Consider the following 26,984-nt stretch of genomic DNA (forward strand, 5'->3'; position numbering starts at 1 on the left):
CCTGGGCCGACCGCACCACCACCCGCCCGCCCCCACCACCTGTGCCCTGGAGGACACATGGACTTCCGCTACACCCCCGAGCAGGCCGACCTCAAGGGCCGTGCGGCCGCCTACGCCCGGCTCCTGATGAGGTACGAGGACCAGGCCGAGGAGGCGGGCGGCCCGCTGCCCGCCGACACGGTCCGCGAGCTGACCCGCGCCGCGATCGACGCCGGTGTCTACGCCATCAACATGCCCGCAGAATGGGGCGGCGCGGGCCTCTCACTGCTGGACCAGGTCATCGTCGAGGAGGAGTTCGGCAAGGTCACCAACTGCCTCTGGGACATCCCCTGGCGGCCCGCGAACGTGCTGGCGTACGGCACCGAGGAGCAGCGGGAGAAGTATCTGCTGCCGGTCGTCCGGGGCGAGCGGTTCGACGCGTTCGCGGTGACCGAGCCCGGTGCGGGCTCCGATCCGGGCTCCGGCACGAGCACGGCCACCCGTACCGACGGCGGCTGGCTCCTGAACGGCGAGAAGTGGTTCGTGACCTGCGGTGACATCGCGGACTTCCTGCTGGTGCAGGCCGACGCGGGACCCGAGCGGGCGGCGACCCTGTTCTTCGTGGACAAGCAGGCGCCGGGTGTCGAGATGACACGCGTGCCGCGCTTCATGCACTCCGCGGTGAACGGGCACCCCGAGTTCACCTTCACCGACGTCTTCGTCCCCGACGACGACGTGCTCGGCGGCGTCGGCAACGGCTACGAGCTGACCAAGGAGTGGTTCACGGACGAGCGGCTGATGATCGCCGCCCGTACCGTCGGCGCCGCCGAGCGGGCCCTGGAGCTCGCCCGGGACTGGGCCGTCGAACGCCGCCAGTTCGGCTCCCCCATCGCCGACTTCCAGCTCGTCCAGGGCATGCTCGCCGACTGCGCCGTCGACATCGCCGTCAACCGCGCCTACACCCACCAGGTCGCCTGGGAGGCCGACCGGCCGGACGCCGACCGCAAGACGCTGCACGCGAAGGCGTCGACGGCGAAGCTCGCGGCGAGCGAGGCGGCGGGGCGGGTCATCGACCGGTGCGTACAGATCTTCGGCGGCCGCGGCTACGACCGTACGTACCCGGTCGAGCGCATGTACCGCGAACTGCGCGTCGACCGGATCTGGGAGGGCACCTCCGAGATCCAGCGCCTGATCATCGCCAACGAGCTGATCAAGCGCGGCACACGGGCGCTCGCCCTCCCCCACTCCTGACGACCGCTCGCCCGCCCACCACGAACCAGAGGACAGACACGCACATGGACTTCCGCCTCACCGCCCGTCAGGAAGAGCTCCGGGACGCGGCGCGCACACTGACCGACGTCATCATGAAGTACGAACTCGACTGCGAGGAGAACAACGGCCTGCCCCCGCAGGCCCATGCCGAGATCCGCGACGCCGTGCTCGACAGCGGGCTGCAGGCCGTCAACATGCCGCAGGAGTGGGGCGGCGCCGGCCTCACCATCCTGGAACAGGTGACGGTCCAGGCGGAGCTCGGGCGGCTCACCGGCGCGCTGTGGGACATGGTGTGGCGTCCGGCCAACGCCCTGTCCTTCTGCACGCCGGAGCAGCGCGAGCGCTACCTCGTCCCCGTGATCAGGGGGCAGCGCAGGGACTGCTACGCGGTGACCGAGCCGGAGGCCGGTTCCGACCCGCAGAGCATCAGGACGACGGCGACGCGGACCGACGGCGGCTGGGTGCTGAACGGCGAGAAGTGGTTCGTCACCGTCGGCGACCACGCCGACTTCATGATCGTGCTCGCGGCCGCCGGGGACGAAGGCGCGCCGACCCTGTTCCTCGTCGACAAGGACACGGCGGGCATCGAGATGACGCGCGTGCCGCGCTGGATGCACACCTTCGTCTACGAGCACCCCGAGTTCACCTTCACCGAGGTGTTCGTCCCCGACGACGCGGTGCTCGGCGAGGTGGGCCAGGGATACGACATCACCCGCTCCTGGTTCACGGAGGAGCGGCTGATGATCGCCGCCCGGACGATCGGGGCGGCGGAGCGGGCCCTGGAGCTGGCCCGGGACTGGGCGGTGGAGCGCCGCCAGTTCGGCTCCCCCATCGCCGACTTCCAGTTGATCCAGGGCATGCTCGCCGACTGCGCCGTCGACATCGCCGTCAACCGCGCCTACACCCACCAGGTCGCCTGGGAGGTCGACGAGGGCCTGATCGACCGCAAGACGCTGCACGCCAAGGCGGCCATCGCCAAGCTGGCGGCGAGCGAGGCGTCCGGGCGTGTGGTCGACCGTTGTCTGCAGATCTTCGGGGGCCGCGGCTACGACCGTTCGTACCCGGTCGAGCGTCTCTACCGCGAGCTGCGCGTCGACCGGATCTGGGAGGGCACCTCCGAGATCCAGCGCCTCATCATCGCGGGCGAACTGGTCAAGCGGGGTACGGGCGTCCTGCGGATGCCGTCCGCGGGATAGGCGCCGTACGCCCCCGGGTGGTCCGGGCGGCGCCCCGCGGCCGCCGCCCGGACCACCCCACCCGTACGCAACTCGGGCACCACAGGAATCACCGCAGAGATCAGTGCAGAAATCAGTGCAGGGAGGACGCACCGATGACGGATGTCGAACGGGTCGGGATCGTGGGCTGCGGACTGATGGGTTCCGGCATCGCCGAGGTCTGCGCCCGCGCCGGACGGGACGTCGTGGTGGTCGAGACGACCCGGACGGCCGCAACCGCCGGCCGGGAGCGGATCTCCCGTTCCCTGGAGCGTGCCGCGGCGTCAGGGAAGCTGACGGACGTCGAGCGGGATGCCGCCGTCGGCCGGATCACGGTGACCACGGACCTGGAGCTGATGGCGGACCGGGACCTCGTCGTCGAGGCGGTGGCCGAGGACGAGCGGGCGAAGCTGGAGGTGTTCGCCGTGCTCGACCGGACGGTGGAGCGGCGGGACGCCGTCCTGGCGACGAACACCTCCTCCATCCCGGTCATCCGCCTGGCGGCGGCCACCTCGCGGCCGGAACAGGTCGTCGGCCTCCACTTCTTCAACCCCGTACCGGTACTCCCCCTGGTCGAGCTGGTGCCGTCCCTGCTCACCGGCGAGGAGACCGCCCGGCGGGTGCGGGCGTTCGCCGTCGACGTCCTGGGCAAGGAGGTCGTCCGTGCCCAGGACCGGGCGGGGTTCGTCGTGAACGCCCTCCTCGTGCCGTACCTGTTGGCCGCCGTCCGCATGGCCGAGTGCGGGACGGCCTCGGCCGAGGACATCGACCGGGGCATGACGCTGGGCTGTGCGCACCCCATGGGACCGCTCGCCCTGGCCGATCTCATCGGCCTGGACACCGTGCAGGCCATCGCGCGGTCGATGTACGCGGAGTACCGGGAACCCCTCTACGCCCCTCCGCCGCTCCTCGCCCGCATGGTCGACGCGGGTCTGCTGGGCCGCAAGACGGGCAGGGGCTTCCACACCTACGGCGGCCCCGGGGGCGCGATGCGCGAGAATGACGGTGTGACGGCCCGGGCGACCGGGCCCACCCGCCCGGTCCACGGGCACCGACACGGGGAGCAGCCGACGTGACCAAGGCCGATCGCGCACTGGAGACGCGTGAGCGCATCCTCACGGCCGCGTGCGAAGTCATCGCCGACATCGGCTTCGAGAACGTCAGCATGCGCAAGGTCGCCGAGCACGCCGGAGTCTCGAAGGCCCTCCTGCACTACCACTTCGACACGCGGGAGAAGCTCTTCGCCGACGCGATGACGCACTCCTTCGCCCAGACCGGTACGGAGGCCGACGACGGTGCCGACCCGGTCCCCGCGGCCGTCGCCCTGGCCCGCATCCTGCGGAGCATGCTGCCGACGGACGCGGAGCTGCGCCAGGACTGGAAGCTCTGGCAGGAGCTGTGGGTACGGGCCCAGCGCGACACGGCGGCGCGGCACCTGGCCGTCGACCTGTACGACCAGTTGCACGCGTGGGTGGGCGGGGCGGTGGAACGGGGCATCGAGTCCGGGGAGTTCACCGCCTGCGACGTCGACGCGCTGAGCACCCAGGTGCTGGCCCTGTGCGACGGCCTCGGCATCCGGCTGATGCTCGACGACCCCAGGGTGGACCTCGCGACGGCCCGCTCGACGATCTGGGGAGCGATCGCACCGGCGCTCGGCATCGACCCGGCGTTCCCGGACGTCTGACCGGTTCAGCCGGCCGGGTCGGTCGTGAGCACTGCGGCGGCCGCGAAGAGGCGGGCGCAACGACGGGTCATGGCCTCGGGGGATTCGTCGGGGTGCTTGACCCACCAGCGGACGAGCGTCGCGACCAGGTCCCTCCAGACGTACTTCAGCGCGTCGGCGTCCAGCGGGTCGGTGGAACCGGCCGCCCGCAGCAGGTCCGCGGTGCCGCCGGCGGCGAGCCGGTCGATGGCCGTCCAGTACTCGGCGGCCCGACGCGCGGCCGCGCCGTCGGCCGGCAGGGAGGTGTCGTACAGCACGAACCACGACTCCCGTTGCCCTTCCAGCGCGACGAAGATGCTCTGGAGCACGCGCAGAGGCGTGTGTCCCGTGGTCCCGTCCTCCCCCATCGCGGTGCGGATGGTGCCGAGGAGCCGGTCCCCGACCGGGACCAGGCAGGCGACGTACAGATCTTCCTTCGTCCCGAAGTACTGATGCAGCAGCGTCTTCGTGACGCCGACGCGCTCGGCGATCGCGGCGAGCGAGGCGGCCGCGTAGCCGCGCGTGCCGAACTCCTCCGTGGCGGCGTCCAGCATCTGCTGCTGACGGTGGTGCCGCGGGACTCCCTTGGTGCCGGCCTTCGAACGGGGGGTTGCCATGGCCCGATATTATCAGTAAGTAATTTACCGCAAGGTAAATTCTGCCCGCGGCCTCTGGAGCGCACCCATGTCCGGCACCACCACGCAGCCCGTTCCCCGTCCGCGCACCCGCTCCTGGTGGGGCTGGGGGTGGGCGGACGCGCATCCCGACGACGCGGAGTGCGCCGCGATGGGCGCCCTGCTCCCCGGTACGCTCGCCCGCCCGCTCCCCGTCCCGCGCGTCGGCGACCTGAACATCGCGAACCCTGCCGTCGAGCCGCCCGCAAGCCTCGCGCACCTGGTCGACACCGACCCCCGGCAGCGCGCGGCGCACGCCATGGGCAAGGCGTACCGCGATGTCGTACGGGCCCTGCGCGGGCGCCCCGGCCGCATCCCCGACCTCGTCGCACGCCCGACGGACGACCGGGAGGTGGCCGACCTGCTGGACTGGGCCGGCGAGCGGCAGGTCGCTGTCGTCCCGTACGGCGGTGGTTCCTCGGTCTCGGGCGGCGTGGAGTACCGCGGTGACGCCCACCGCGCCGTCCTGTCCCTCGACCTGACCGCCATGGACCGCGTCCTGGAGGTGGACACCGTCGGCCGGGCCGCCCGCATCCAGGCCGGGACCCTCGGTCCGAGCCTGGAGGACCAGCTCCGGCCGCACGGCCTGACGTTGCGTCACTTCCCGCAGAGCTTCGAGTTCTCCACCTTGGGCGGGTGGCTCGCCACCCGCGCCGGCGGCCACTACGCGACCGGCCGTACGCACATCGACGACTTCGTCCAGTCCCTGCGCGTGATCACCCCGGCCGGCACCAGCGCCTCGTGGCGGCTGCCCGCCTCGGGCGCGGGGCCCTCCCCCGACCGGCTGTTCCTCGGCTCCGAGGGAGTACTGGGCGTCATCACGGAGGCGTGGGTGCGGCTACAGGAGCGCCCCGCCCACAAGGCATCCGCCTCCCTCTCCTTCACCGACTTCCGCGCCGCGCTGGAAGCGGTACGCGCCCTGGCACAGTCGGACCTCTCCCCCGCCAACTGCCGGCTCCTCGACTCCGGTGAGGCCGCGCTCTCCGGGGCGGCGCACGACGGCTCCGCCGTACTGGTCCTGGGATTCGAGTCCGCGGACGGACCGGTCACGTCCCGCCTGGAACAGGCCGTCGGCCTGGCCCGTTCGCACGGCGGAAGGCCTGGCACCGCATCGCCCGCACAGGACGGCGACGCCGCCGTGAGCGCCTGGCGCTCGGCCTTCCTGCGGATGCCCTACCTCCGCGACGGTCTGGCCAGGATGGGGGCCGTGGCGGAGACCTTCGAGACGGCGGCCACATGGGACCGCATCCCCGCCTTGATCGAAGCGGTACGCGAGGAGGTCGGTGAGGCGGCCCTGAAGGCCTCCGGCCACCCGGCGACCGTCAACTGCCGCCTCACCCACGTCTATCCGGACGGCGCGGCGCCGTACTTCACCGTCCTGGCCGCCGGCCGCCCCGGCGACGAGGTCGCCTTCTGGGACGATCTCAAGGCCGTGGCGAGCGATGTGCTGCACCGCCACCGGGCCACGATCACCCATCACCACGCCGTCGGCCGGGACCACCGGCCGGGCTACGACCGCCAGCGCCCCGACCCGTTCGCCCTCGCGCTGCGCGCCGCGAAGGGAGCCCTCGACCCGCGGGGCATCCTCAACCCCGGCGTGCTCGTCGACTGACCGTGAGGCCCCGCTCGCCGCACGGGAAAGATGACCGAACCGTGCGGCGTGAGGTACGAAGACTTCTGTGAACGATCAGATCCACTCCTCGACCATTCGGGTGTTCGTCGCGCTCGCCCCACCGGACGACGCCAAGGAAGAGCTGGCGCGGGCGCTGGGGCCCGCCTACGCGGCGTACCCGAACCTGCGGTGGAACCGCATCGAGGACTGGCACATCACGCTGGCGTTCCTGGGGGAGCTCCCGGCGGCGACCGTTCCGCTCCTGCGGCCGCCGCTCGCCGCACTCGCGGCGAGCCGCCGGCCCTTGGAGCTGGGGCTGCGTGGCAGCGGGCACTTCGACGAGCGGGTGCTGTGGAGCGGCATCGACGGGGACCTCGAGGGCCTGCACCTGCTCGCCTCCGAGGTGCGGGCCGTGGTCCGCGCGTACGGTGTCGCCTTCGAGGACCGGCCCCTGCGCCCCCACCTCACGCTCGCCCGGGCCCGCCGCAACGAAACAGCGCCCGTGGTGGAGACCGCCGCCGCCCTCGAGGCGTTCACCGGGCGCCGCTGGCAGACGGAACGACTGCACCTGGTCGGCAGCAACTTCGGCCGCGGCCCGGGCCCGATCCACTACCGCGACATCGAAGCCTGGAGCTTCGGCGGCTCCGGCGGCTTCCCAGCGTCGGGCGGGCTCGGCGGTTCCGGTTCAGCGACGTGAGGCGGACCGCTTCGGCGGCTCGATGCGCACCCGCCGTCCGCCGGGCACCATGTCGATGTCGTCGAGCTGCGCGGTGATCGTGCTCCGCAACTCGTCGTAGTCGTCGAAGGAGTAGTCGTTGAACAGGGTGTAGCCGGTCCACATGAGGTTGGCACAGACCCGCGCGGGCACCCGGCCGGTCCGAGCGCCCATGCCGACCAGCGCCACCGACTCGATGCTGCCCGGAGCCTCCTTGTTCTGCCGGTGGATCGCCTGGAAAGCGGCGGCGCACGCCAGCGCCACATTCAGCGTCTCCCGCACGTTCTCCGAAGACGATTCCATGGTCGGCGTCGATATCAGGAATGCCGGGACGACCGCGCCCGACGGAACGCAGACCGCACTGCCCACGGGGAGATGTCCCGAGAACCGGTCGCGGATCGCCCGCTGCACGCGCAATTGGATGCCCGCTCCGAGGTGTCGCTTGATGACCGCGTCCACCCCTCCGTCCATCCGCCCCCGGGAATTGGTGGGGGTGACCCAGGCATCGACCTTCTCGTCGAGAATCGAGCCCCTGCGGATCTCGATTCCGGGAGTGCCGGCGAACGCCGCCCGCCACGCCTCCACCACGTCGGCGTCGATGTCCGTCAGCACCACCTTGAGAGGCGACTGCACACGGCTTTCGGTCATGATGCGCTCCGATCGAGAGAAGGCTCTTCCCACCACTCACGACGCTACAGCGCACCACTGACAACGCCGCTGAGAGCGACGGTCGGTGAGTGACCGTCACGATTGCCTGCGTCGTGACCCGGTGCTAGCGTGCCGCCCGTCTCCGCAGGTCCGGCCGTGACGGCCGGCGCCGGCGACCCTGCCGACGGGGGGCCCAGGAGGATCGGCGGGCCGGACGTACAGGCGTCCCTAGGTGCGCTTCTCCGCGCTGCCCGATCCCTCGTCCGCCTCATCCATCACCCCACTGGGAGCCTTGCCGAAATGAACGATTCCAGTACCCCGAACAAGCCCGACGCGAATGACCCCTTGGGCCTCTCCGAACTCTTCGAAGGCGGCGGTGAACCCTGGCTTCCGCTTCTGAGATCCGCGATCGAGACGCAGCCGGACGCGGCCACGTTCATCGGCGCGGGCCGCAGCCCGGAAATCGTTCCTGCCCGGGAATTGACCTTCCAGGCGCTCAAGCCCCATCCGCCGCACAGATGGAAGGTCGTCGTCTTCGGCCAGAACCCTTATCCGCGGCCGGAAAGCGCCACGGGTATAGCCATGTTCGACAACACCTTCCACGACTGGAAGGACAGTCAGTTCGGCCGGGTCGTCAGTATCCGCTGCATCATCAAGGCGGCGGCGATGTGGAAGTACGGAATTCCGAAGAAGACGCCCATCGCCGATGTCCGCGCCCTCCTCAGGAAGCAGGACACCGTCCAGCCGCCGGAGTGGTTCCAGGCGATGCTGACGCAGGGCGTCCTGCTGCTCAACGCGTCACTCACCGCGAGCAGTGACGGCGCGACGGGGACCGACCGGCACACCGCGTTCTGGCGTCCGGTCGCCGAGCGGATCGTCGAGGAGATCCTCAAGGCCAAGCAGGAGGCCGACGAAGAGGACCGCGGTGTCGTCTTCGCCTGGTGGGGAGCGCATGCGCGCAACCTGAAGAAGGTCGTCCTGCGCCTCCAGGAGAAGTACCCCGAGGTCGACGTCCGGCACATCGACCACCCCAACCCGGCGGCGCAGGGCGACATCTTCTGCGACGGCGACCATTTCTCCGTGGTCAACGACGCCCTGGCGTCGCTCGGCGCGGAACCGGTCGACTGGCTGCCGAGCAAGGGGTGGGACCAGGCCACGGGGGATGCCGACAGCGGCCGCGGGGACGTCGCGGAACGCATGGGCGCGTTCATCGCCTCCACCATGGAACTGCACCAGCTGTATCTGGACCGGCTCTCCGGCGTAAAGGACGAGGGACTCGTCCTCCCCGAGATCACCGGTGTGTTCGACACCCCGATCATGGATTTCCAGGACGCCGTCGGTCCCGTCGCCGAGCTGCTGTCCAACCTCGACCGGCACATCAGCCTGTCGCACGACTTCGGCAAGAGGCGCGCGGACGAGTCGGCTGCCGGTGGGCTCTCCGCCGACGCCATCGCCGCCCTCCATCTCTACACCTGCGAGTCCGCGTTCTACCGGGAGATCAACGCCGTCCTCCGCTCCCCGGACCGCTCCAAGCTCGCCCCGTACGTCCCGTATCTGCGTCTGCTGTTCTCGGCCGTTTCGCAGCTCCCCGCCCGTACGGAACCGTTGTGGCGCGGGGTGTCGCTGGACCTGCGCGCGCAGTATCCGCTCGGCCGTACCGTGACCTGGTGGGGCGTGTCCTCGTGCACGTCCGAACTCGGCGTGGCCCGCGCCTTCCTCGGCGGCCGCGGAAAGCGCACGCTCTTCGAGGTGACTCCCCTCCGGGCCGTGGGCATCCGCAGTTTCTCCGCCTTCACCGGCGAGGAGGAGTTCATCCTGGCGCCGGGGACCCAGCTCAAGGTGACGAGTGTCACGGCGGAGCGCGGCGGCCTGTGCACCGTCAGGCTCACCGAGCTGGAGGAGCAGACCCTCGTGTCGTGATCGACGGTCTGGCCGCCGGACCGCGAGCGCGTGATGCGCCCATGACCGCTACCCCAGCTGCCTCAGCTGCCTCATCCGACCCGGCCGACCCCGCCGTCCCTGCCGTGCGCGTGGAGAGGGACGGACCCGTGACGACGGTGGTGCTGTCGCGGTCCGCCGCCCGCAACGCGGTGGACGGGCCTACGGCCCGGCAACTGGCCGACGCCTTCCGGGCCTTCGAGGCGGACGACGAGGCATCGGTCGCGGTGCTGTGGGGTGAGGGAGGGACGTTCTGCGCGGGCGCCGACCTCAAGGCCATCGGCACGGAACACGGGAACCGGGTGGAGCCGGACGGCGATGGCCCGATGGGCCCGACCCGGTTGCGGCTGACCAAGCCGGTCATCGCGGCCGTCGCGGGCCATGCCGTGGCCGGCGGGCTCGAACTGGCCCTGTGGTGCGATCTGCGCGTGGTCGAGGAGGACGCGGTCCTCGGGGTGTTCTGCCGCCGGTGGGGTGTGCCGCTGATCGACGGCGGTACGGTCCGGCTGCCACGGCTGATCGGCGAGAGCCGCGCCATGGACCTGATCCTCACCGGCCGCCCGGTCCCGGCCACCGAGGCGTACGAGATCGGCCTCGCCAACCGTCTCGTACCGCGCGGGCGGTCCCGGCAGGCGGCGGAGGACCTCGCCCGGGAGATCGCCGCGTTCCCGCAGCTGTGCCTGCGTCACGACCGCCTCTCGGTACGGGAGCAGCACGGGCTTCCCGAACCCGAGGCCCTGGCCGTCGAGCTGCGTCACGGCATGGTGCCGCTGTCGGCAGGTGAGACCCTCTCCGGCGCCACACGCTTCACGCACGGCGCCGGCCGCCACGGATCCTTCACCGACTGACCGTCTCGCGCGGAGGCCCGCCTGGCCTCCGCGCGCAGACCCCGGGCACACGGAACGGCCTCACCAGAAGGGGGTTGGTGAGGCCGTTACGCGAATCCGGGGTCTCCGCGTTTCCGGGAGCGGCGCCTATCCCGCGCCGTCGAGCATGCCCTTCCGCAGCTTCTCCAGGTTGCGGGAGAGGAGCCGGGAGACGTGCATCTGCGAGATGCCCAGCTCCGCGCCGATCTCCGACTGCGTCATCTCCTCGACGAAGCGCAGATGCAGGATGCGACGGGCCCGATCGTCGAGCTCGACGAGAAGGGGGGCGAGCGTATGGAAGTCCTCGAAGAGTTCGAGGGCCGGGTCCTCCACCCCGATGAAGTCCGACAGCGCCGCGTCCTCGTCGTCCGAGCCGATGGCGGCGTCCAGGGACGTGGAGTTGTATCCGTTGGATGCCACGCGGGCCTCGATGACCTCGTCCTCGGAGAGGTTCATCAACGCCGCCAGCTCCGCCACGCTCGGCGAACGGCCCAGGCGGGAACTCAGCTCCTCCGTCGCCTTGGCGAGCTCGACCCGGGCTTCCTGAAGCCGGCGCGGCACGTGGACCGCCCAGGAGGTGTCACGGAAGAAACGCTTGATCTCGCCCACGATGTACGGCACGGCGAAGCTGGTGAACTCCACCTCACGCGATATGTCGAAGCGGTCGATGGCCTTGATCAGGCCGATGGTGCCGACCTGGACGATGTCCTCCATCTCGTCGCCACGGGCGCGGAACCGCCCGGCCGCGTACCGCACGAGCGACATGTTCATCTCGATCAGCGTGTTGCGCGCGTACTGGTACTCGTGGGTTCCCTCTTCGAGAACCGCCATCCTGTTGAAGAACGTCCGCGACAGCTCTCGTGCGTCCTTGGGGGCGACCTTGCGAGGCGCTTCCAGTACAGGCAGCTCCCCCACACTCGATCCGGCTCGGGCCTTCGTCTCCGTCGTCACCACAGTCGGCACTCGGACGACCTCCCTCATAGCTCGAACTACTCGACTCCCCGTCAGCAGACCGCCTGCCCCGAGTCCGTCGAAGCATTCCCATGGATTCACATCATTTTTTTCCGGGTCCTCCGAAGCGCCCGGACCCCGTCCGGTCCCGCCCCGACCGCGGTGGCCCGTGCGGATCAGGTGAGCGAGAGGCGCGCCCGGACCCGCTTCCCCGTGGGCACGGGGTCCACGCTCACGCTTTCGCAGACGGCCACCACGATCTCGACACCGTGCTGACCGATCCGCCCCGGGTCGTGGCCGCGGGGCACGGGAGACGCCTCCTGTCGGTCGAACACCGAGATCTCCAGCGCCCCGTCGAACAGCTCCAGCGTGACCCGGCACGGGCCCGGCGCGTGCCGCACCACGTTGGTGACCAGCTCGCTGACCACCAGTCGTGCGAGGTCGATGCGCTCACGGGGCACCGGTTCACGTCCCGCCGCCGGGGAGGCGCTGAGGAAGTCGGCGGTGAAGTCGCGGGCGGAAGCGATCATCCCGTCACCCATGTCGTACTCGACGCTCGCGGACAGCGAAGGTTGTCGGGTGGCACTCTGCATGGCCGTCACGTCCGTCACCGCCCCTCCTCCCCCACACGTTTCGTTGATCCCTGCTCGTTCTGCGAATTTTCCCCTCTTCGCACGTTCCACACCGTCCCCCGTCCGGGAAATCCGGGCGCGCGCGCCGCGCCTCTCGCGGCCACGGCCTCCGGACTGTTCTACCGGTCCGCATCCTCGTTCGCATCCCGTTCGCCGGCGCGGCCGCCGTACCAGTCGAGACAGAGGACGAGGACCGCTTCCGCCGGCACGCCCGGAGATCCCCGCAACGCCCGGACCACGGCGCTGGGCGTGTCGGCACAGGTCAGATGTCGTACGGCGTCGATCGCGGCGTTCACGGCACGGTCCGACACCGGGTCGCTCGCTCCGGGCGGGCTCTCGGGCCGGTCGCAGGCGAGGAAGACGAGCCGGTCGCCCGGGAGGATCCGCAGGCGCTGGGTGGCGTACACGGTGTCCTCGAACATTCCCAGCGGCAGTTGCCGTTCCAGTTCGAGCCGCTCGGTCACGGCTCCACGGGTGCGCCAGACGGTCGGCGAGCCCGCGTCGACGACCTGCACCTCGCCGTCGGCGAGGCTGAAGCTCATCAGAAGGGCGGAGAGGCTCCGCTCGCCCCGGTGCTGACCGTAGAGCGCCTGGTCGGTCAGGCTCGCCTGACCGACCAGGTCGAGCCCGGCGCGCCGGGCGTTGCGGAGCGCGTTCAGGGCGAGGTTGCTCACCAGGACCGACTGGGTGCCGGGCCCGGTGCCGTTGGCGACGACGAGCGTGAGCTCCTTTTCGGTCACCGACCAGTCCAGGACGTGTCCGCCCGAGGTGTAGGACGGCTCCCAGTAGGCGTGGAGAGCGAACTCCTCGCCGGCGCAGGCCCGCCCGGGAAGCAGGTCCCACTGCATCTCCGCCGGGATGCTGAGGGCACGGGCCCGCCGGGTCTGCCGGTAGACGTCGGTGTGGCGGTCCGCGACCCGCATGGCGTGTCCGAGGGTTTCGGCGATCGCGGCGAGATCCTCGGTGGACCGGGGTGTGAGGTGCTCCGAGAGGAGGTCGACCACAAGAACCCCACACCGGTCGCCGCGAACCGTCACAGGAAGGTACGCGGTCGCCGTCGGTCCGTCCGCACCGGAAAGATATGGTTGCTGTGTGGTGAAGGCGTGACCCGCGGGCCCGGAGTCCAGGGCCATGGGCTGCGATCCGGTACGCGCCTGGACGGGCTCGACGGGGCGGAGCGCCGTGAGCCCGTAGTCGACGAGCAGGAGGTCGACGGAGAACGCGGCGAACTGCTGTGCCAGATTGATCCGGAGGGAGTCCAGGAGGCGGTGTGCCGGCGCCCCGCGCAGAGCGCGTTCCACTGTCACGCGTCGATCCACCGAATCCGTACCGCTTTCTGGAGAGATGTGGAGATGACCGGGCGCCCGGCGGTGCCGGCGCCCTCGGCTCGGACGCCTGAGGAGTGTCGATAGCCATGGACACGAACCCCGACCCGTCTCAGCGGGAGGCGCAGCAGACGACCGAGGCGGCCCGGGAGCTCATCGAGCTTCTCGAGGTGCTGTGGGAGCGCGGCCGGGACATGGTGTCGTCGACGCCGGTGTCGGCGTCTCAGCTCCGGGTGCTGTACAGCCTCGACCGTGAGGAGGGGATCAACCTCCGCTCGCTGGGCGAGCTGCTCGGTTCCGCCCCGCCCTCGGTGAGCCGCATGTGCGACCGGCTGGAGGCCCTGGGATTCGTGCAACGGCTGCCCAGTCCCGTCAGCCGCCGCCAGCTCGAGCTGCACCTGACGGTCCGCGGCAAGGCGTACCTGAAGGACCTCAGGGCCCAGCGGGAGGAGGCGCTGCTGGCCGTCGTCGCGGCCATGTCACCGACGACCCGCAAGGCGCTGCTGCGAGGGCTGACCGGGTTCCAGGACGCCCTGGACAAGGAAGGCGCAGCCCCGCGGAGCGCGTCGCCGCTCAAGGGCGTGCGGTCCGCCTGAGCTCCGTGTGCCGTGAGCGCCGTCCGGTCACGTGCCCCATGTCCCACTTGTCACCCCTGGTCGCCTACGACGTGTTCACTCCCGGGCACGAGCCAGGTGTTGCCACAAGGATACAGTTGTCACGCGGCAACTGTTAACACGTGGGGGTGCGCCGGACGCCTGACGGCCGTGTCAGGGGCGGGCGTCCTCGGCCGGGGTGACGTCCTGGCGGGCTCCGCGTCCCCACCAGTCGAGGCAGACGACGAGCGCGTCGTCCTCCAGCGCCGTGTCTCCGTGGTACGTCGTGAGTTCCCGCAGCACGGCCCCGGGCACCTGGGTGGGCGGCAGCAGCCGCGTCGAGGTGAGCGCGCGGGCCAGCGCCCGTTCGCCGTAGCTCTCCCCGTTCGGAGACGCGGCGTCGTACACACCGTCGCTGCCGAACAGCAGCCGGTCCCCCGGACGCACGGTGAACCGCTCCGGAACGTAGGCCGTCTCCTCGAACATCCCGAGGGGCAGCTGGGCCTCGAAGGTGATGGGCTCGACGGAGCGGTCGCGCAGCCGCCACAGCCGGGGCGAGCCCGCGTCGACGGCCTCGACCTCTCCCGTCGCGAGGTCGAAGCGGAGCAGCAGTACGGAGACGTAGGCGGTGCCGCGGTACTGCGCGAAGACCGCCTGGTCCGCCAGGGCCGCCTGGTCCGCCAGGCCGAGGCCCGCGCGGCGGGCGTTGCGGAGCGCGTTGATCGCGAGATGGGTCAGCAGGGCCGCCTCGATGCCCTCACCCATCCCGTTGGTGACCGTCAGGGTGAGGTGGTCGGCCGACGCGGACCAGTCGTAGTTGTCCCCGAAGATCGCGTAGGCGGGTTCCAGGTGGGCGCCCAGGGCGAACTCGGGCCGGGCGCAGGAGCGCCCCGGGAGCAGCTGCCACTGCATCTCGGCGGCCAGGGTCAGCCGGGTGGCACGCCGCGCCTGGACGTACAGGTCGGTGTCGCGCTCCGCGACGAGGATCTCGTGGCCGAGCGCCTCGCTGATGTGTCCGAGCTCCGAGAGCAGGGAGTCCAGGTCACGGTCCGGCGGTACGGTCACGGTGAGCACGCCCATGCGGTCACCCCTGATGGTCACCGGAAGGTGCGCGGTGACGGTGCCCGCCTCGTGCGTGACGTACGGCTCCTGCGCACCGAAGGCGCGGCCCTGCGGGCTGCCGTGGATGGGCACCGACACGCTCGCGTGCGGGACACGCTCGACGAGCTGGAGGGAGCGCAGGCCGTAGTCGGCGAGCCGTAGCTCCACCCGCAGGGCGCCGTAGTGCTTCCGCAGGGCGTCCTCGACGACGCTCACCAGCATGTGCGGAGCGGCCCGGCGCAGCGCCTGCTCGACGACGGTGATCTCGTGCACGTGTTCCCGCTTCTCCTTCCGCCTGCCGCGGGCCCGCCGCGGCGGGCCCGCACCGAGGTCTACTGTCCGGCGCGCCCGGCCGCCGCGAGCGCCTCCGCCACGTCGGCGTGCAGGGGCGTCGTCATCGTGAGACCGGTGATCTCCAGGATGCGCCGCACGGCCGGCGTCGGCGCGACGAGATGGAGGTCGCCCTTGGCCTCACGCGCGTCCCGTGCCGCCCTGATCAGGACGTTCAGGCCGGACGAGTCCATGAAGGCGAGGGAGGAGAGATCCAGGACCAGGTGGCGGCGGCCGTGCAGGACCTGGTTGGCCAGGTGGTGGTGGAGCAGTGTGGCCGTCTCGATGTCGAGTTCGCCGCCCACGGACAGCACGGCCGTGTCGGCGTCGCGGATGTCCACCTCGACGTCCAGGTTCACTTCTCGCTCGGGCATACTGCCTGCTTTCTGTGGTGGGGCATTCGGTCTTCCGTGGGTGGGGACGTTCGGTCTTCGTGCACGGGGCGGCCGGTCACCGCGCGGTCAGGAGACCCGCACGCCGATCAGGCACGTGTCGTCGTCCGTGTCGGACTTGCTGTGCGTCAGCAGCATGTCCAGGCGCCGTTCGAGGCTTTCGGCGGGGGCCTGGGCCGTGGTCAGGAGCTGGGCGAGGGAGTCGTGCACGGCCGTGTCACGGCGCTCGACGAGGCCGTCCGTGTACATCAGGACCGTGTCGTCGGCCTCGAGCTGGAACTCCGCCTCCTCGTACTCGGCCTGCGCGAGTGCTCCCAGCAGCATGCCCTTGAGCAGCGGCAGCGTCGAGGCCTCTGTACCGCGTACGAGAACCGGCGGGAGGTGGCCCGCCCTGGCCCAGCGCAGTGTGCGGGTCTCGGGGTCGAAGACCCCGCAGACGGCCGTCGCCGTGACCTGCTCGGTGAGGTGGTGGGCCACGATGTTCAGCCAGGACAGGAGCTGGCCGGGGCCCGCTCCCGTGACGGCCAGGCCGCGCAGGGCGTTGCGCAGGACCACCATGCCGGTGGCGGCCTCGATGCCGTGCCCGGCGATGTCGCCGACGCACAGCAGTATCTTCTTGGACGGCAGCACGACCGCGTCGTACCAGTCGCCGCCCACCAGGGACTCCGTCTCCGCCGGGCGGTAGCGCACCGCGACGTCCAGGCCCGGCGCGTCGAGCGGGGCCCTGCTCGGCGGCATGATGGCGTGCTGGAGCTGGAGGGCCAGCCGGTTGCGTTCCGCCGACTCCTGCTCCGTGACGGCGAGTTGGTCGCGGGTCGCCGCCAGGGCCACCTCCGTCCAGTGCTGCGAGGAGATGTCCTGGTACGCGCCCCGTACGGCGAGGAGCCGCTCGTCGGGGTCGAGGACGGGTTCGGCGATCACCCGGATGTGGCGGGTCACTCCGTCGGGGCGCAGCAGCCGGAAGGCGGTCGAGGTCGCCCGCCGGTGGTGCAGCACGGCCTGCAGGAAGCGGCCGATGGCGACGGAGTCGTCGGGGTGGGCGTGGGCGCTCAGATCGTGCAGGGACACCGGCCCCGCGGAGACGTCCCTGCCGTACAGGTCGAAGAGCTGTCCGTTCCAGGTGATCACCCTGGTGAGGACGTTCTCCTCGAATCCGCCGATCCGGCCGAGGCGCTGGGCGTGCTGGAGCAGGCTCGCGAGCCGGGCGGTCTCGTCCTCGATGCGCCAGATGAGGAGCACGCTGCCGCTGTGCCGGCTGATGCTGAGGTCCGCGACCGACGCGAGCTGCACCTGGTCCACCAGCGCGGTGAGCCGAGCGCGGCGCGCGCGGAAGGGTTCGCCGGTGGCGTAGACGCGCTCGATCCGCTCGAAGAGTTCGTTCTCGCCCGCGGCCGTGGGGTACGCCTCCAGGAGCAGGGCTCCGGCGACGGCGCTCCGGGTGCGGCCCGCCGGGTCCTGGAAGCGTTCGTTGGCGTGCCGGATGCGGAAGTCCGACAGCCGGCCCTCGGAGTCCAGATGCGGAGTGAGGACGAGCGCGGGATCGTACAGCCCGTCGGCGAGGTCCACGAGTTCGGACAGCCCGGCCGGTTCGTGGGGTCGCGTCGGCACCGGCTCGGCCGGAAGGGTCTCCAGTGTGTGGGCGCAGAGCTCGGCCAGCGCCTCGAACTGGCGCTCGACGACCTGGGGGTGCGGGTCCAGCGGTCCTGGCCAGCAGATTTCCAGGACGCCGTGGATCCGGCCGCCGGTGCCGGCGGGTACCGCCACCCGGCCACCGTCGGGGTTCTGGGTGTGCCCGATGGAGGGGATGCCCGCGGCCGCGAGCGCGGGGAACCGCACCGTACGGCGCTCGGTGAGCGCCTGCCGGGCGACGGTGGCCACTCCGGGCGGTACGTAATGCCAGCGGGCGGGCTCGTCCGGACCGAACCCCGCGTGGCCGCAGAGGGTGAGGGAGGAGTCGGAGCCGGCCGTCCAGACGGCGACCCCGGTCGCCCCGAGGGGTGCGAGGGCGTGCTCCAGGAGGGACTCGGCCACGGACTGGGTGTCGCCCGCGTTCAGCGCGGCGCACTCGGCCGTGCGCAGGCGCACCGCGACCGAGGCCTCGGTGCCGCCGCTGGTGTCGGGGCCCGCGCCGGTCCCGGGGTCACCCACCGTCCGTCGGACGAAGTCCTCGGCCACCTCGGCGACCTGGTCGTGGGCCGCCTGGTTGACGATGTCGGCGGCCAGTTCCAGTTGTGAGAGTCCGGCCTGGGCCGCCAGGGCGGCCAGTTGCCGCGCCGCCTGCGCCGGGCCGCACCGGAGCCGCTCGACGATGACGCCCTTGGCGAGTTCGATGAGGGCACGCCCGTCGGCCGCCGCCTGTGCGGCACGCACCTCTCCGCGCAGCCGTTCCACCGTGGCGGCCAGCCGGCCGACGGTGGAGTGGTCCTCGGACAGGGGATCCTCCTCGTTCGACGGTCCGGGCGCGGGCCCCGCCCCGGCCACGTGGCCGCGGGGGGTGTCACCCACCGAGCCGCCGTCGCGCGGATCGTGGCCGAGCAGGTCGTCGTCGTCCACCCAGTCGCCATCGGGCCCGGAACCGGCCCGCGAGCTGTCCGCCTCCCAGGACCGGGGCGTCGGCAGTTCGCGGTACGCGACGGACCGGCGGATGCGGCGGTCCCCCTCGGGAGCGTCGTCCCCAGAGGGACCGACGGCGGGGTCTCCGTCGGGGTGGTGGGGAGCGCTCATGACGCGGACTCCTGAGGGGGGACGGCCGGGGGGCCTGGGCGGGCGGGGAGCGGGGCGGTCGGTCGGGCTCGTGGGGCTACCTCTCACCCAGCCAGCGCCGGATGCAGTTGATGAGGTCGTCGGCGTCCACCGGCTTGGTCACGTAGTCGCTGGCGCCCGAGGCGAGGCTCTTCTCACGGTCCCCCGGCATGGCCTTCGCGGTGACCGCGATGATCGGCAGGTGGGCGTGGGCGGGCATCTGCCGGATCTTCGCGGTGGCGGTGTAGCCGTCCATCTCGGGCATCATGACGTCCATCAGGATCAGGTCGATGTCCGGGTTCGCGGCGAGCGCGTCGATGCCCTTGCGGCCGTCCTCCGCGTGCAGGACCTCGACGCCGTGCAGTTCCAGGATGCCGCTGAGAGCGTAGAGGTTACGGGCGTCGTCGTCGACCACGAGCACGGTACGGCCCTGCAGGGTGGCGTCCACGGCCTGCGGGACGGGCTGGCGCTGCTCGGCGCGGACGAGAGGCACGACATCGCCCGGCTGGTCGGCGGAGAGATGCAGGGCGATCCGCTCGCGCAGTTCGTCGAGGCTGGAGAGCAGCTCCAGGGGACGCTTGCTCGCCCGTGACTGCAGGGCCCGCTCGTGGTCGGCGGCCAGCCTGCGGTTGTTGTGGGCGAGGACCGGGACCGTACGCAGTGCCCGGTCGCCGTCCATGGCGTCGAGGAAGGTGATGGCCTCGCTGTCGGCCATGTCGAGTTCGAGCACGACGCAGTGGAAGGGCTGGGTGGCGAGGGCGGTGGCGGCGTCCTGGGGGCCGACCGCCGTGATCACCTCGATGCCGTCCTGGAAGCCGAGGTTCCGGCTTCCGGACAGTTCCGCGACGGCGTTCTCGGCGACGAGCGAGAGCAGCCCTCGCGGGCGTTCCTCGATCACCAGCAGCCGCCTCGGCTGCCGGGGCTGCACGAGCGTGATCCCGTCGCGGGCCGAGGAGGCGCCGTCGACGGCTGCCGAGAGCTGTGCGCGGTCCTCGGTCCTTGCGAGGTGCGCGGGGCCGGACTGTTCCTGGAAGTCCGCCCGTGCCACGGGCAGATAGAGCGTGAACGTGCTGCCTTCGCCGGGCGTGCTCTCTGCGGTGAGAGCGCCGCCGAGCAGGTAGGCGATCTCACGGCTGATCGAGAGGCCGAGCCCCGTACCCCCGTACTTGCGGTTGGTCGTGCCGTCCGCCTGCTGGAAGGCGCCGAAGATGGCTTCCAGGTGCTGGGAGGCGATGCCGATGCCCGTGTCCTTGACCCGGAAGGCGACCACGGCACCGCCCCGGTGCACGCCGGCGGGCAGTTCCTCGTCCGTGGCGGGTTCGATCCGCAGCTCGACGCCGCCGCGCTCGGTGAACTTGACCGCGTTGGAGAGCAGGTTCCGCAGCACCTGGCGCAGCCGGGAGTCGTCGGTGACCAGATCCACCGGCACGCCGGGGGCGGTGGAGACCGTGAAGTCGAGGCTCTGCTGTGTGGTGAGCGGCCGGAACGTCGCCTCGACGTAGTCCAGGAGCCTGCGCAGCACGACCCGTTCCGGGTTGAGGTCCATCTTCCCGGCCTCCACCTTCGACAGGTCGAGGATGTCGTTGATCAGCTGGAGCAGGTCGGACCCCGCGGAGTGGATGATGCCGGCGTACTCCACCTGCTTGGCGGTGAGGTTGCGGGTCGGGTTCTGGGCGAGCAACTGGGCCAGGATCAGCAGGCTGTTGAGCGGCGTCCGGAGCTCGTGGCTCATGTTCGCGAGGAACTCGGACTTGTACTTCGAGGCCAGTGAGAGCTGCTGGGCGCGGTCCTCCAGCTCCTGCCGGGCCTGCTCGATCTCCAGGTTCTTGGCTTCGATGTCGCGGTTCTGCGTGGCGAGCAGGGCCGCCTTGTCCTCGAGCTCGGCGTTGGAGCGCTGCAGCTCTTCCTGCTGGACCTGCAACTCCTCGGAGCGGACTCGCAGCTCGTCCGCGAGGCGCTGCGACTCGCCCAGCAGTTCGTCCGTACGGGCGTTGGCGACGATGTTGCTGACGTTGACGCCCACCGTCTCCATGAGCTGCTCGAGGAAGTCCCGGTGCACGGTGGTGAAGGGGGTGAACGAGACCAGCTCGATGACGCCGATGACCTGGTCCTCGACCACGATCGGGAGCACGATCAGACTGCCTCCCGATGTCCGGCCGAGCCCGGAGGAGATGTACACGTAGTCGCCGGGTACGTTCTCGGCCGCGATGGTGCGGCGACTGCGCGCGGCCTGGCCGACGAGCGACTCGCCCAGCCGGATCCGCTTGCGGCCCAGGCTGTCCGCAGGGAGGCCGTAGGAGCCCACGAGCTTCAGTTCGGTGCCTTCCTCTCCCTCCTCCGCCAGGTAGAAGGCCCCGTACTGGGCGGACACGAGGGGGACGAGCTCGTCCATGACGAGGTCGGCCACGACGGCCAGGTCGCGATGGCCCTGCATCAGCGCGGACATCCGGGCGAGGCTGGACTTCAGCCAGTCCTGCTCCTGATTGGCCCTGGTCGTCTCGCGGAGCGAGCCGACCATCGAGTTGATGTTGTCCTTGAGTTCGGCGACCTCGCCCGAGGCGTCGACGGTGATCGAGCGGGTCAGGTCGCCCTCGGCGACCGCGCTCGCGACCTCGGCGATGGCGCGGACCTGCCGGGTGAGGTTGCCGGCGAGTTCGTTCACGTTCTCCGTGAGCCGCTTCCAGGTGCCGGAGACGCCCTCGACCTCGGCCTGGCCTCCGAGCCTGCCCTCGCTGCCGACCTCCCGGGCCACGCGGGTGACCTCGGCGGCGAACGAGGACAGCTGGTCCACCATCGTGTTGATGGTCGTCTTCAGCTCCAGGATCTCGCCCCGGGCGTCGACGTCGATCTTCTTCGAGAGGTCGCCGTTGGCGACGGCGGTGGTGACCTGGGCGATGTTGCGGACCTGCCCCGTCAGGTTGTTGGCCATGGAGTTGACGTTGTCGGTCAGGTCCTTCCACGTGCCCGCCACGTTCGGCACCCGGGCCTGGCCGCCGAGACGTCCCTCCGTGCCGACCTCGCGGGCCACCCGGGTCACCTCGTCGGCGAAGGCCGAAAGGGTGTCCACCATCGTGTTGATCGTGTCGGCGAGCGCGGCGACCTCGCCCTTGGCTTCCACGGTGATCCTGCGCGCCAGGTCTCCGCGGGCGACGGCGCTCGCGACCTGGGCGATCGAACGCACCTGCCCGGTGAGGTTCGACGCCATCACGTTGACGTTGTCGGTGAGGTCCTTCCACGTGCCGGAGGCTCCCCGGACGGTGGCCTGGCCGCCCAGGTTCCCCTCCGTGCCGACCTCCCTGGCCACCCGGGTCACCTCGTCGGCGAAGGCCGACAGCTGGTCGACCATCGTGTTGATGGTCTCCTTCAGCTCCCTGATCTCGCCCCGGGCGTCCACGTCCACCTTCTGCGAGAGGTCGCCCTTGGCGACGGCGGTGGCGACGTGCGCGATGGAACGGACCTGGGCGGTGAGGTTGCCGGCCATGGAGTTGACCGAGTCGGTCAGATCGCGCCAGGTGCCGGAGACACCCTTCACATCCGCCTGACCGCCGAGGATTCCCTCCGTGCCGACCTCGCGCGCCATGCGCGTGACCTCGTCCGCGAAGGACGAGAGCTGGTCGACCATGGTGTTGATCGTGTTCTTGAGCTCCAGGATCTCGCCCCGGGCGTCCACGTCGATCTTCTGCGAGAGATCACCCTTGGCCACGGCGGTGGCGACCTGGGCGATGTCACGGACCTGTGTCGTGAGGTTGCCGGCCATCGCGTTCACCGAGTCGGTGAGGTCCGCCCAGGTGCCGGAGACTCCGGGGACCTTCGCCTGCCCGCCGAGGGTTCCTTCCGTACCGACCTCCCGTGCGACACGGGTCACCTCGGAGGTGAACAGCGAGAGCTGGTCGATCATGCCGTTGAACACACTGGAGATCTCGCCCATGAGCCCGCTCGCCTCGTCGGGCAGCCGGGTTCCGAAGTCTCCGTCGCGTACGGCGGTGAGGCCGGCGAGGAGCTGTCGCAGTTCCGGCTCCCCCACCGCGGCCGGCGTCTGCCGCCCTACCCCCGAGGAGCCCTCGATCGTCGTCTCAGACATGATCCATCCTCGTCAGCTAGCGGGTCCCGCCGATGTGCCGGGCGTCGTCAGGGCTGCGGCCGGTCGGCCACCCTCCCGTACGTTCCCGGCCAGGACCGTTGTCGTACGGCAATCAACCCGAGACTACTCCCCCGTGATCGACGGGAGGGAGACGGAGCCGGATCCAGCGGCTGGAAGTGATCCGGTCCGGGCTCGTGGCCCCTTCCCCCGACCGGTGTGCCGGACAGCACGACGGGCCCACGGGACCGCGAGGACGGGGCACGCGCGCTTCCCTCACCGCTCCCTCTCCATGGCGTGAATCCGCCGCTGCGAACGTCGCGAACCCGGCGCGGCCGATCCGACGCCCTGTAGCAGAACTGATGCCTGATGAGGGTGTCGGCGACGGGACGACGGGAAGGCGACCTGAGTACGCAGAAGTGAACTCCGGGAGGAAGGGAACCATCATGCAGCCCCAGGGCGAGACGCGGTCCCGTGCCTCGATTCCCCGGCCCCGGCCGGCGCGCTCCGTCGACGACGAGCGGGCGGTCCGCACGTCGACCCAGGCACGAGACGTCACCAGGCGGAGGCTGGCCGGCATACGGCCGTCGGACGAGTCACAGGTCGACGACCTGTTGCTCGTCGTCTCCGAGCTGGTGACCAATGCCGAACGTCATGGCGGTGGCCTCATCGACTTCCGCTTGGATGTGACGAGGGACACGGCGACGGTGTCCGTCTCGGACGCCAGCGAGGACGCTCCGCTGTACCGGCGCCACGAACCGCTGGTTCCCGGCGGGTTCGGGTGGCCGATCGTCCTGCACCTGTGCCGTGAGGTGGCCGTGACGGTCCGCCGCGGCGGCAAGACGATCCACGCGGTCGTACCCCTGGAGCAGTGACGGCCCGTGAGCCGAAGGCATGGGTGGGAAGGCGCCGCCGCGGTCATGGACAGGTGGGTGCCGTCTCCGGTGACAGAGGCCGGCCCCCCACTCCGTGTGACGCGCGGCGGCGACCAGGCACGGTCTACCAGCGGTACCACCGGCCCGTGCCGCCCCTGGGCCGGACCACGAAGCCCAACAGCCACAGGACGAGCACGATGGCGGCTATCCACCAGAGCACCTTCACGGCGAATCCGGCGCCGAAGAGAACCAGCGCGAGCAGCAGGACCAGCAGAAGGGGAACCATTGTCATCAACCTCCGGACCGCCGCGTACCCCCGGTTCTCAGGCTCATTCCCGCCGATCAGGCAGGTTTTCCGCATGCCTTCCCGGGAATTCGGAGCGGCTGCACCCTCACGGCAGCCACGGGTGACGCGCTCAGCGCTGGTACGTCCCGAGGAGGGTGCCCGAGGCCAGCTCCCGGCCCTTCAGCGCACCGTGCACGTCCTCGACGCCCGGGTGGCCCTCGAGGGGCAGCGGCTCGGACAGGGCGTACAGGCGGAAGAAGTAGCGATGCGGCCCGTGGCCCGGCGGAGGCATCGGCCCGCCCCAGCCCATGCGCCCGAAGCCGTTGGGCCACGGCAGTCCGCCCTGCGGCTTCGTGTCTTCCGCCACTCCGGTGGCCGCCGGATCGATGCCGGTGACCAGCCAGTGCAGGAAGGTCGCCCCCGGCGCGTCCGGGTCCTCGCACAGGAGCACGAGCTCCGTGGCCTCTTTTGGCACTCCGGACCAGGTCAGCGGCGGTGAGACGTTCTCTCCCTCCCCGCTGTACCGACGGGGGATCACCGTGTTGTCGTCGAACGCGGTGCTGCTGAGTTCAATTCCGCTCATGCGCGCCGCCCTACCCGCAACGACGACACCGGCACCGGTCCGCGCCCCGAAACCCCCGTTCGGCCGAGCGTCCTGCGGGCCCCGCGCGGCCCGCTCCGCGCGTCGCTCAGCCCTGCGGCGGGGCGGCCCGGTTCCGGCGGGCGCTCAGCGCGCGCGTCACGCGTGCGATGCCGTAGCCGAGCAGCCAGGGCAGCACGGTGATGCCGAAGACGTAGACGGCGAGATAGCCCGTGAGGTCCTCCTGCCAGGTCTCCTCCTTCAGCCGGAGCAGGCCGGATATGAGGACGGTGCCCGAGATCCCCACCGGTACGGCGGGCACCAGCACGGACCACAGTCGCGGCGTCCAGCCGGGCCGGCGGGCACACCACACACCGAAGCCCGCCATGAGGAAGGGCCCGAGCGGCACCCAGAACACCACCGGGACGAACAGCAGCGCCAGCCAATCGTCCGAGTACCCGAACATCACGCGGCATCCCCCCGACATCAGCCGCCCCTCGTGCTACCTGCCCGGCCGCGGCCCCAGCTGAATCATGGCCGCGAGTGTGAGGTAGCCGACACGGTCGCCGGCCTCAACCGCGGCGCCCTTCCTCGCGTCTGGCCTCCTGGAGGCTTCCTGGAGCCTGCATGACGACGAGGAGCACGCGTGGCCACCACCGCAGAGTCCGCCCCACCCGCCGAGCCCGCCGCGCGGGACCGGCCCGCGACGGGTGCCGGAACCGCCACGCCCGCCTGGCGCATGCTCCTGGGTTACGTACGGCCGCACCGCTGGACGCTGCTCCTCGGCGCGGTGCTGTCGCTGGTCACCGGAGCCACCGGGCTCGCGCTGCCGCTGGTGGCGAAGTTCCTCATCGACGCGCTCTCCGACGACCGTCCGATCGCCGGCGCCCTGCTGCTGATGTCGGTCCTGGTCGTCGCCAACGCGGGGATCGGCGCGCTCGGCGGGTACGTCCTGCAGCGCACCGCGGAGTCGGTCGTCCTCGGCGCGAGGCGCACCTTGTCGTCGTATCTCCTGCGACTTCGCATCACGGCGGTGGACCGCAGTGAGCCAGGCGACCTGATGGCCCGGGTCACCTCGGACACGACCCTGCTGCGCGAGGTCACCACCGACTCCCTGGTGGGCCTCGGCACCGGAGGGCTCACGCTCGTCGCGACGCTGGTGATGATGGGCGTGGTCGACCCGGTCCTGCTGGCGGTCACGCTCGGCGTCGTGCTGGGCGCGGGCACGGTGATCGGCGTCTTCGTGCCCCGTATCAACAAGGCCAGCAGGCAGGCGCAGGACGCCGTCGGGGCGATGGGGGCGTCGCTGGAACGCATCCTCGGGGCACTGCGTACCGTCAAGGCGTCCGGCGCCGAGCACCGTGAGGAGCAGGCCGTGCACGCGGCGGCCGAGGAGTCGTGGCGGCAGAGCCTCCGGGCCGCCAAGTGGTCGGCGCTGGCCGGGAACACGGCCGGCCTGTCCATGCAGATCGCGTTCATCACCGTGCTCGCGGTCGGCGGCGCCCGGGTCGCCACCGGCGCGATCGACGTGGGCACTCTGGTCGCGTTCCTGCTGTACGTGTTCTATCTGATGTCGCCCATCCAGCAGGTCGTCGGCGCCGTCACCCAGTACCAGGCCGGGGCAGGCGCGCTGGCCCGGATCCGCGAGGCACTGCAGCTGCCGGCCGAGCCGCCCGCCGCGCCCGCGCCGCTGCCCGCGCCCGGAGCCGAACCCGCCGCGCTGGCCTTCGAGGACGTCCGGTTCCGGTACGCGGACGATCTGCCGTACGTCCACCACGGCGTGACCTTCTCCGTACCGCAGCGCGGCATGACCGCGTTCGTCGGCCCGTCCGGCGCGGGCAAGACCACCGTCTTCTCGCTCATCGAGCGGTTCTACGACCCCGAGGCCGGACGGATCACCCTCGACGGCCGGGACCTGAACGCCTGGGAGATACCGCGGCTGCGTTCCGCGATCGGGTACGTCGAGCAGGACGCGCCGGTCCTCTCCGGCACCCTGCGCGACAACCTGCTGCTCGGCAACCCTGACGCCGGCGAGGACGACGTACGGCGGGTGCTGGGGACCACCCGGCTCGACGGTCTCGTCGAGCGGCTCCCCAAGGGCCTCGACACCCTCGTGGGCCACCGCGGTACCAAGTTGTCCGGCGGCGAGCGTCAGCGCGTCGCGATCGCCCGCGCGCTCCTGCGCCGCCCCCGGCTGCTCCTGCTCGACGAGGCCACGAGCCAGCTCGACGCCGTGAACGAGGCCGCGCTGCGCGACACCGTGACGGACGTCGCCCGCACCACGACCGTGATGGTGGTCGCCCACCGGCTGTCCACGGTCACCATGGCCGACCGCATCGTCGTCATGGACGCGGGCCGGGTACGGGCAGTGGGCACGCACCGTGAACTCATCGCCGCCGACCCGCTGTACGCGGAGCTCGCCGCCACGCAGTTCCTGGCCACCGCCGACAACTGACGGGGGCTCCCGGGACACGCGAGG

General features: G+C 71.1%; 23 protein-coding genes. 11 read left to right on the plus strand and 12 right to left on the minus strand.

The window, feature by feature from the left end:
* Positions 1-57: 57 nt before the first annotated feature.
* From ACFY8U_RS01800 to ACFY8U_RS01815, 4 genes are all read left to right on the plus strand, one after another.
* The gene (locus tag ACFY8U_RS01800; RefSeq protein WP_389564297.1) at positions 58-1,230 is read left to right on the plus strand and encodes an acyl-CoA dehydrogenase family protein; all 1,173 of its coding nucleotides are present in this window, start codon (positions 58-60) and stop codon (positions 1,228-1,230) included.
* A gap of 44 nt (positions 1,231-1,274) precedes the next feature.
* Positions 1,275-2,447 carry an acyl-CoA dehydrogenase family protein gene (locus ACFY8U_RS01805; protein ID WP_389564300.1) on the plus strand — a complete coding sequence of 391 codons (1,173 nt, stop codon included), beginning with the start codon at positions 1,275-1,277 and terminating at the stop codon, positions 2,445-2,447.
* A gap of 134 nt (positions 2,448-2,581) precedes the next feature.
* Entirely contained in the window at positions 2,582-3,541 is a 960-nt protein-coding gene (locus ACFY8U_RS01810; RefSeq protein ID WP_389564303.1) for a 3-hydroxybutyryl-CoA dehydrogenase, read from the plus strand.
* On the plus strand, positions 3,538-4,149 hold the full coding sequence (locus tag ACFY8U_RS01815) for a TetR/AcrR family transcriptional regulator (protein WP_389564305.1): 612 nt from the start codon (positions 3,538-3,540) through the stop codon (positions 4,147-4,149). The genes ACFY8U_RS01810 and ACFY8U_RS01815 overlap by 4 nt, the downstream gene beginning before the upstream one ends.
* Positions 4,150-4,154: 5 nt before the next feature.
* Here the strand turns inward: ACFY8U_RS01815 and ACFY8U_RS01820 are convergent, their stop codons facing one another.
* A complete protein-coding gene (locus ACFY8U_RS01820) occupies positions 4,155-4,784 on the minus strand; it encodes a TetR/AcrR family transcriptional regulator (protein ID WP_389564308.1) in 630 nt (209 codons plus the stop codon).
* Between the two features lie 67 nt (positions 4,785-4,851).
* On the opposite strand from ACFY8U_RS01820, the gene ACFY8U_RS01825 reads away from it, so the two are divergent.
* Positions 4,852-6,453 (plus strand): FAD-binding oxidoreductase, encoded by a 1,602-nt coding sequence (locus tag ACFY8U_RS01825; RefSeq protein WP_389564310.1) that lies wholly within the window; start codon positions 4,852-4,854, stop codon positions 6,451-6,453.
* A 67-nt stretch (positions 6,454-6,520) separates the two neighbouring features.
* Positions 6,521-7,150: an RNA 2',3'-cyclic phosphodiesterase gene (thpR, locus tag ACFY8U_RS01830; RefSeq protein WP_389564313.1), complete on the plus strand. Its 630-nt coding sequence runs from the start codon at positions 6,521-6,523 to the stop codon at positions 7,148-7,150.
* On the opposite strand, the gene ACFY8U_RS01835 is transcribed toward thpR, so the two are convergent.
* Complete coding sequence (locus ACFY8U_RS01835; protein WP_389564315.1) at positions 7,139-7,816, minus strand: macro domain-containing protein; 678 nt, start codon at positions 7,814-7,816, stop codon at positions 7,139-7,141. The two genes, thpR and ACFY8U_RS01835, sit on opposite strands and share 12 nt — an antisense overlap.
* Before the next feature lie 300 nt (positions 7,817-8,116).
* Between ACFY8U_RS01835 and ACFY8U_RS01840 the strand changes: the two genes are divergently transcribed.
* Both ACFY8U_RS01840 and ACFY8U_RS01845 read left to right on the plus strand, forming a co-directional pair.
* Positions 8,117-9,736, plus strand: a complete 1,620-nt coding sequence (locus ACFY8U_RS01840) for an ADP-ribosyltransferase domain-containing protein (protein ID WP_389564318.1) — start codon at positions 8,117-8,119, stop codon at positions 9,734-9,736.
* Between the two features lie 41 nt (positions 9,737-9,777).
* Complete coding sequence (locus tag ACFY8U_RS01845) at positions 9,778-10,602, plus strand: crotonase/enoyl-CoA hydratase family protein (protein ID WP_389564320.1); 825 nt, start codon at positions 9,778-9,780, stop codon at positions 10,600-10,602.
* A gap of 126 nt (positions 10,603-10,728) precedes the next feature.
* Here ACFY8U_RS01845 and ACFY8U_RS01850 read toward each other — a convergent pair whose 3' ends face one another.
* The 3 genes from ACFY8U_RS01850 to ACFY8U_RS01860 all read right to left on the minus strand — a co-directional run bounded on the left by ACFY8U_RS01850 (position 10,729) and on the right by ACFY8U_RS01860 (position 13,510).
* Positions 10,729-11,601, minus strand: coding sequence for an RNA polymerase sigma factor SigF (locus ACFY8U_RS01850; protein WP_389564321.1), 873 nt, complete (start codon positions 11,599-11,601; stop codon positions 10,729-10,731).
* Between the two features lie 146 nt (positions 11,602-11,747).
* A complete protein-coding gene (locus ACFY8U_RS01855) occupies positions 11,748-12,182 on the minus strand; it encodes an ATP-binding protein (RefSeq protein WP_389564324.1) in 435 nt (144 codons plus the stop codon).
* Between the two features lie 140 nt (positions 12,183-12,322).
* On the minus strand, positions 12,323-13,510 hold the full coding sequence (locus ACFY8U_RS01860) for a PP2C family protein-serine/threonine phosphatase (RefSeq protein ID WP_389564326.1): 1,188 nt from the start codon (positions 13,508-13,510) through the stop codon (positions 12,323-12,325).
* A gap of 107 nt (positions 13,511-13,617) precedes the next feature.
* Here ACFY8U_RS01860 and ACFY8U_RS01865 point away from each other — a divergent pair, with 107 nt between their 5' ends.
* Positions 13,618-14,124, plus strand: coding sequence for a MarR family winged helix-turn-helix transcriptional regulator (locus ACFY8U_RS01865; protein ID WP_389564329.1), 507 nt, complete (start codon positions 13,618-13,620; stop codon positions 14,122-14,124).
* 171 nt (positions 14,125-14,295) lie between these two features.
* Here the strand turns inward: ACFY8U_RS01865 and ACFY8U_RS01870 are convergent, their stop codons facing one another.
* The 4 genes from ACFY8U_RS01870 to ACFY8U_RS01885 all read right to left on the minus strand — a co-directional run bounded on the left by ACFY8U_RS01870 (position 14,296) and on the right by ACFY8U_RS01885 (position 22,767).
* On the minus strand, positions 14,296-15,495 hold the full coding sequence (locus ACFY8U_RS01870; RefSeq protein WP_389564332.1) for a PP2C family protein-serine/threonine phosphatase: 1,200 nt from the start codon (positions 15,493-15,495) through the stop codon (positions 14,296-14,298).
* Positions 15,496-15,554: 59 nt separating this feature from the next.
* Positions 15,555-15,926: an STAS domain-containing protein gene (locus tag ACFY8U_RS01875; protein ID WP_361596162.1), complete on the minus strand. Its 372-nt coding sequence runs from the start codon at positions 15,924-15,926 to the stop codon at positions 15,555-15,557.
* A gap of 87 nt (positions 15,927-16,013) precedes the next feature.
* Positions 16,014-18,668, minus strand: a complete 2,655-nt coding sequence (locus ACFY8U_RS01880; RefSeq protein WP_389564335.1) for a PP2C family protein-serine/threonine phosphatase — start codon at positions 18,666-18,668, stop codon at positions 16,014-16,016.
* Between the two features lie 76 nt (positions 18,669-18,744).
* Positions 18,745-22,767: a HAMP domain-containing protein gene (locus tag ACFY8U_RS01885; protein ID WP_389564338.1), complete on the minus strand. Its 4,023-nt coding sequence runs from the start codon at positions 22,765-22,767 to the stop codon at positions 18,745-18,747.
* Positions 22,768-23,210: 443 nt separating this feature from the next.
* Here ACFY8U_RS01885 and ACFY8U_RS01890 point away from each other — a divergent pair, with 443 nt between their 5' ends.
* On the plus strand, positions 23,211-23,639 hold the full coding sequence (locus ACFY8U_RS01890) for an ATP-binding protein (protein ID WP_361596153.1): 429 nt from the start codon (positions 23,211-23,213) through the stop codon (positions 23,637-23,639).
* A 124-nt stretch (positions 23,640-23,763) separates the two neighbouring features.
* Here ACFY8U_RS01890 and ACFY8U_RS01895 read toward each other — a convergent pair whose 3' ends face one another.
* The 3 genes from ACFY8U_RS01895 to ACFY8U_RS01905 form a co-directional block, all read right to left on the minus strand.
* Positions 23,764-23,925: a hydrophobic protein gene (locus ACFY8U_RS01895; RefSeq protein WP_389564340.1), complete on the minus strand. Its 162-nt coding sequence runs from the start codon at positions 23,923-23,925 to the stop codon at positions 23,764-23,766.
* Positions 23,926-24,055: 130 nt separating this feature from the next.
* Positions 24,056-24,508: a YbhB/YbcL family Raf kinase inhibitor-like protein gene (locus tag ACFY8U_RS01900; RefSeq protein WP_389564343.1), complete on the minus strand. Its 453-nt coding sequence runs from the start codon at positions 24,506-24,508 to the stop codon at positions 24,056-24,058.
* A 106-nt stretch (positions 24,509-24,614) separates the two neighbouring features.
* Entirely contained in the window at positions 24,615-24,971 is a 357-nt protein-coding gene (locus ACFY8U_RS01905; protein WP_389564345.1) for a hypothetical protein, read from the minus strand.
* A gap of 273 nt (positions 24,972-25,244) precedes the next feature.
* On the opposite strand from ACFY8U_RS01905, the gene ACFY8U_RS01910 reads away from it, so the two are divergent.
* Positions 25,245-26,960 carry an ABC transporter ATP-binding protein gene (locus tag ACFY8U_RS01910; protein WP_389566097.1) on the plus strand — a complete coding sequence of 572 codons (1,716 nt, stop codon included), beginning with the start codon at positions 25,245-25,247 and terminating at the stop codon, positions 26,958-26,960.
* The last annotated feature ends 24 nt before the right edge of the window (positions 26,961-26,984 follow it).

It is taken from the genome of Streptomyces sp. NPDC012508 (genome assembly GCF_042902595.1).
Lineage (GTDB): Bacteria > Actinomycetota > Actinomycetes > Streptomycetales > Streptomycetaceae > Streptomyces.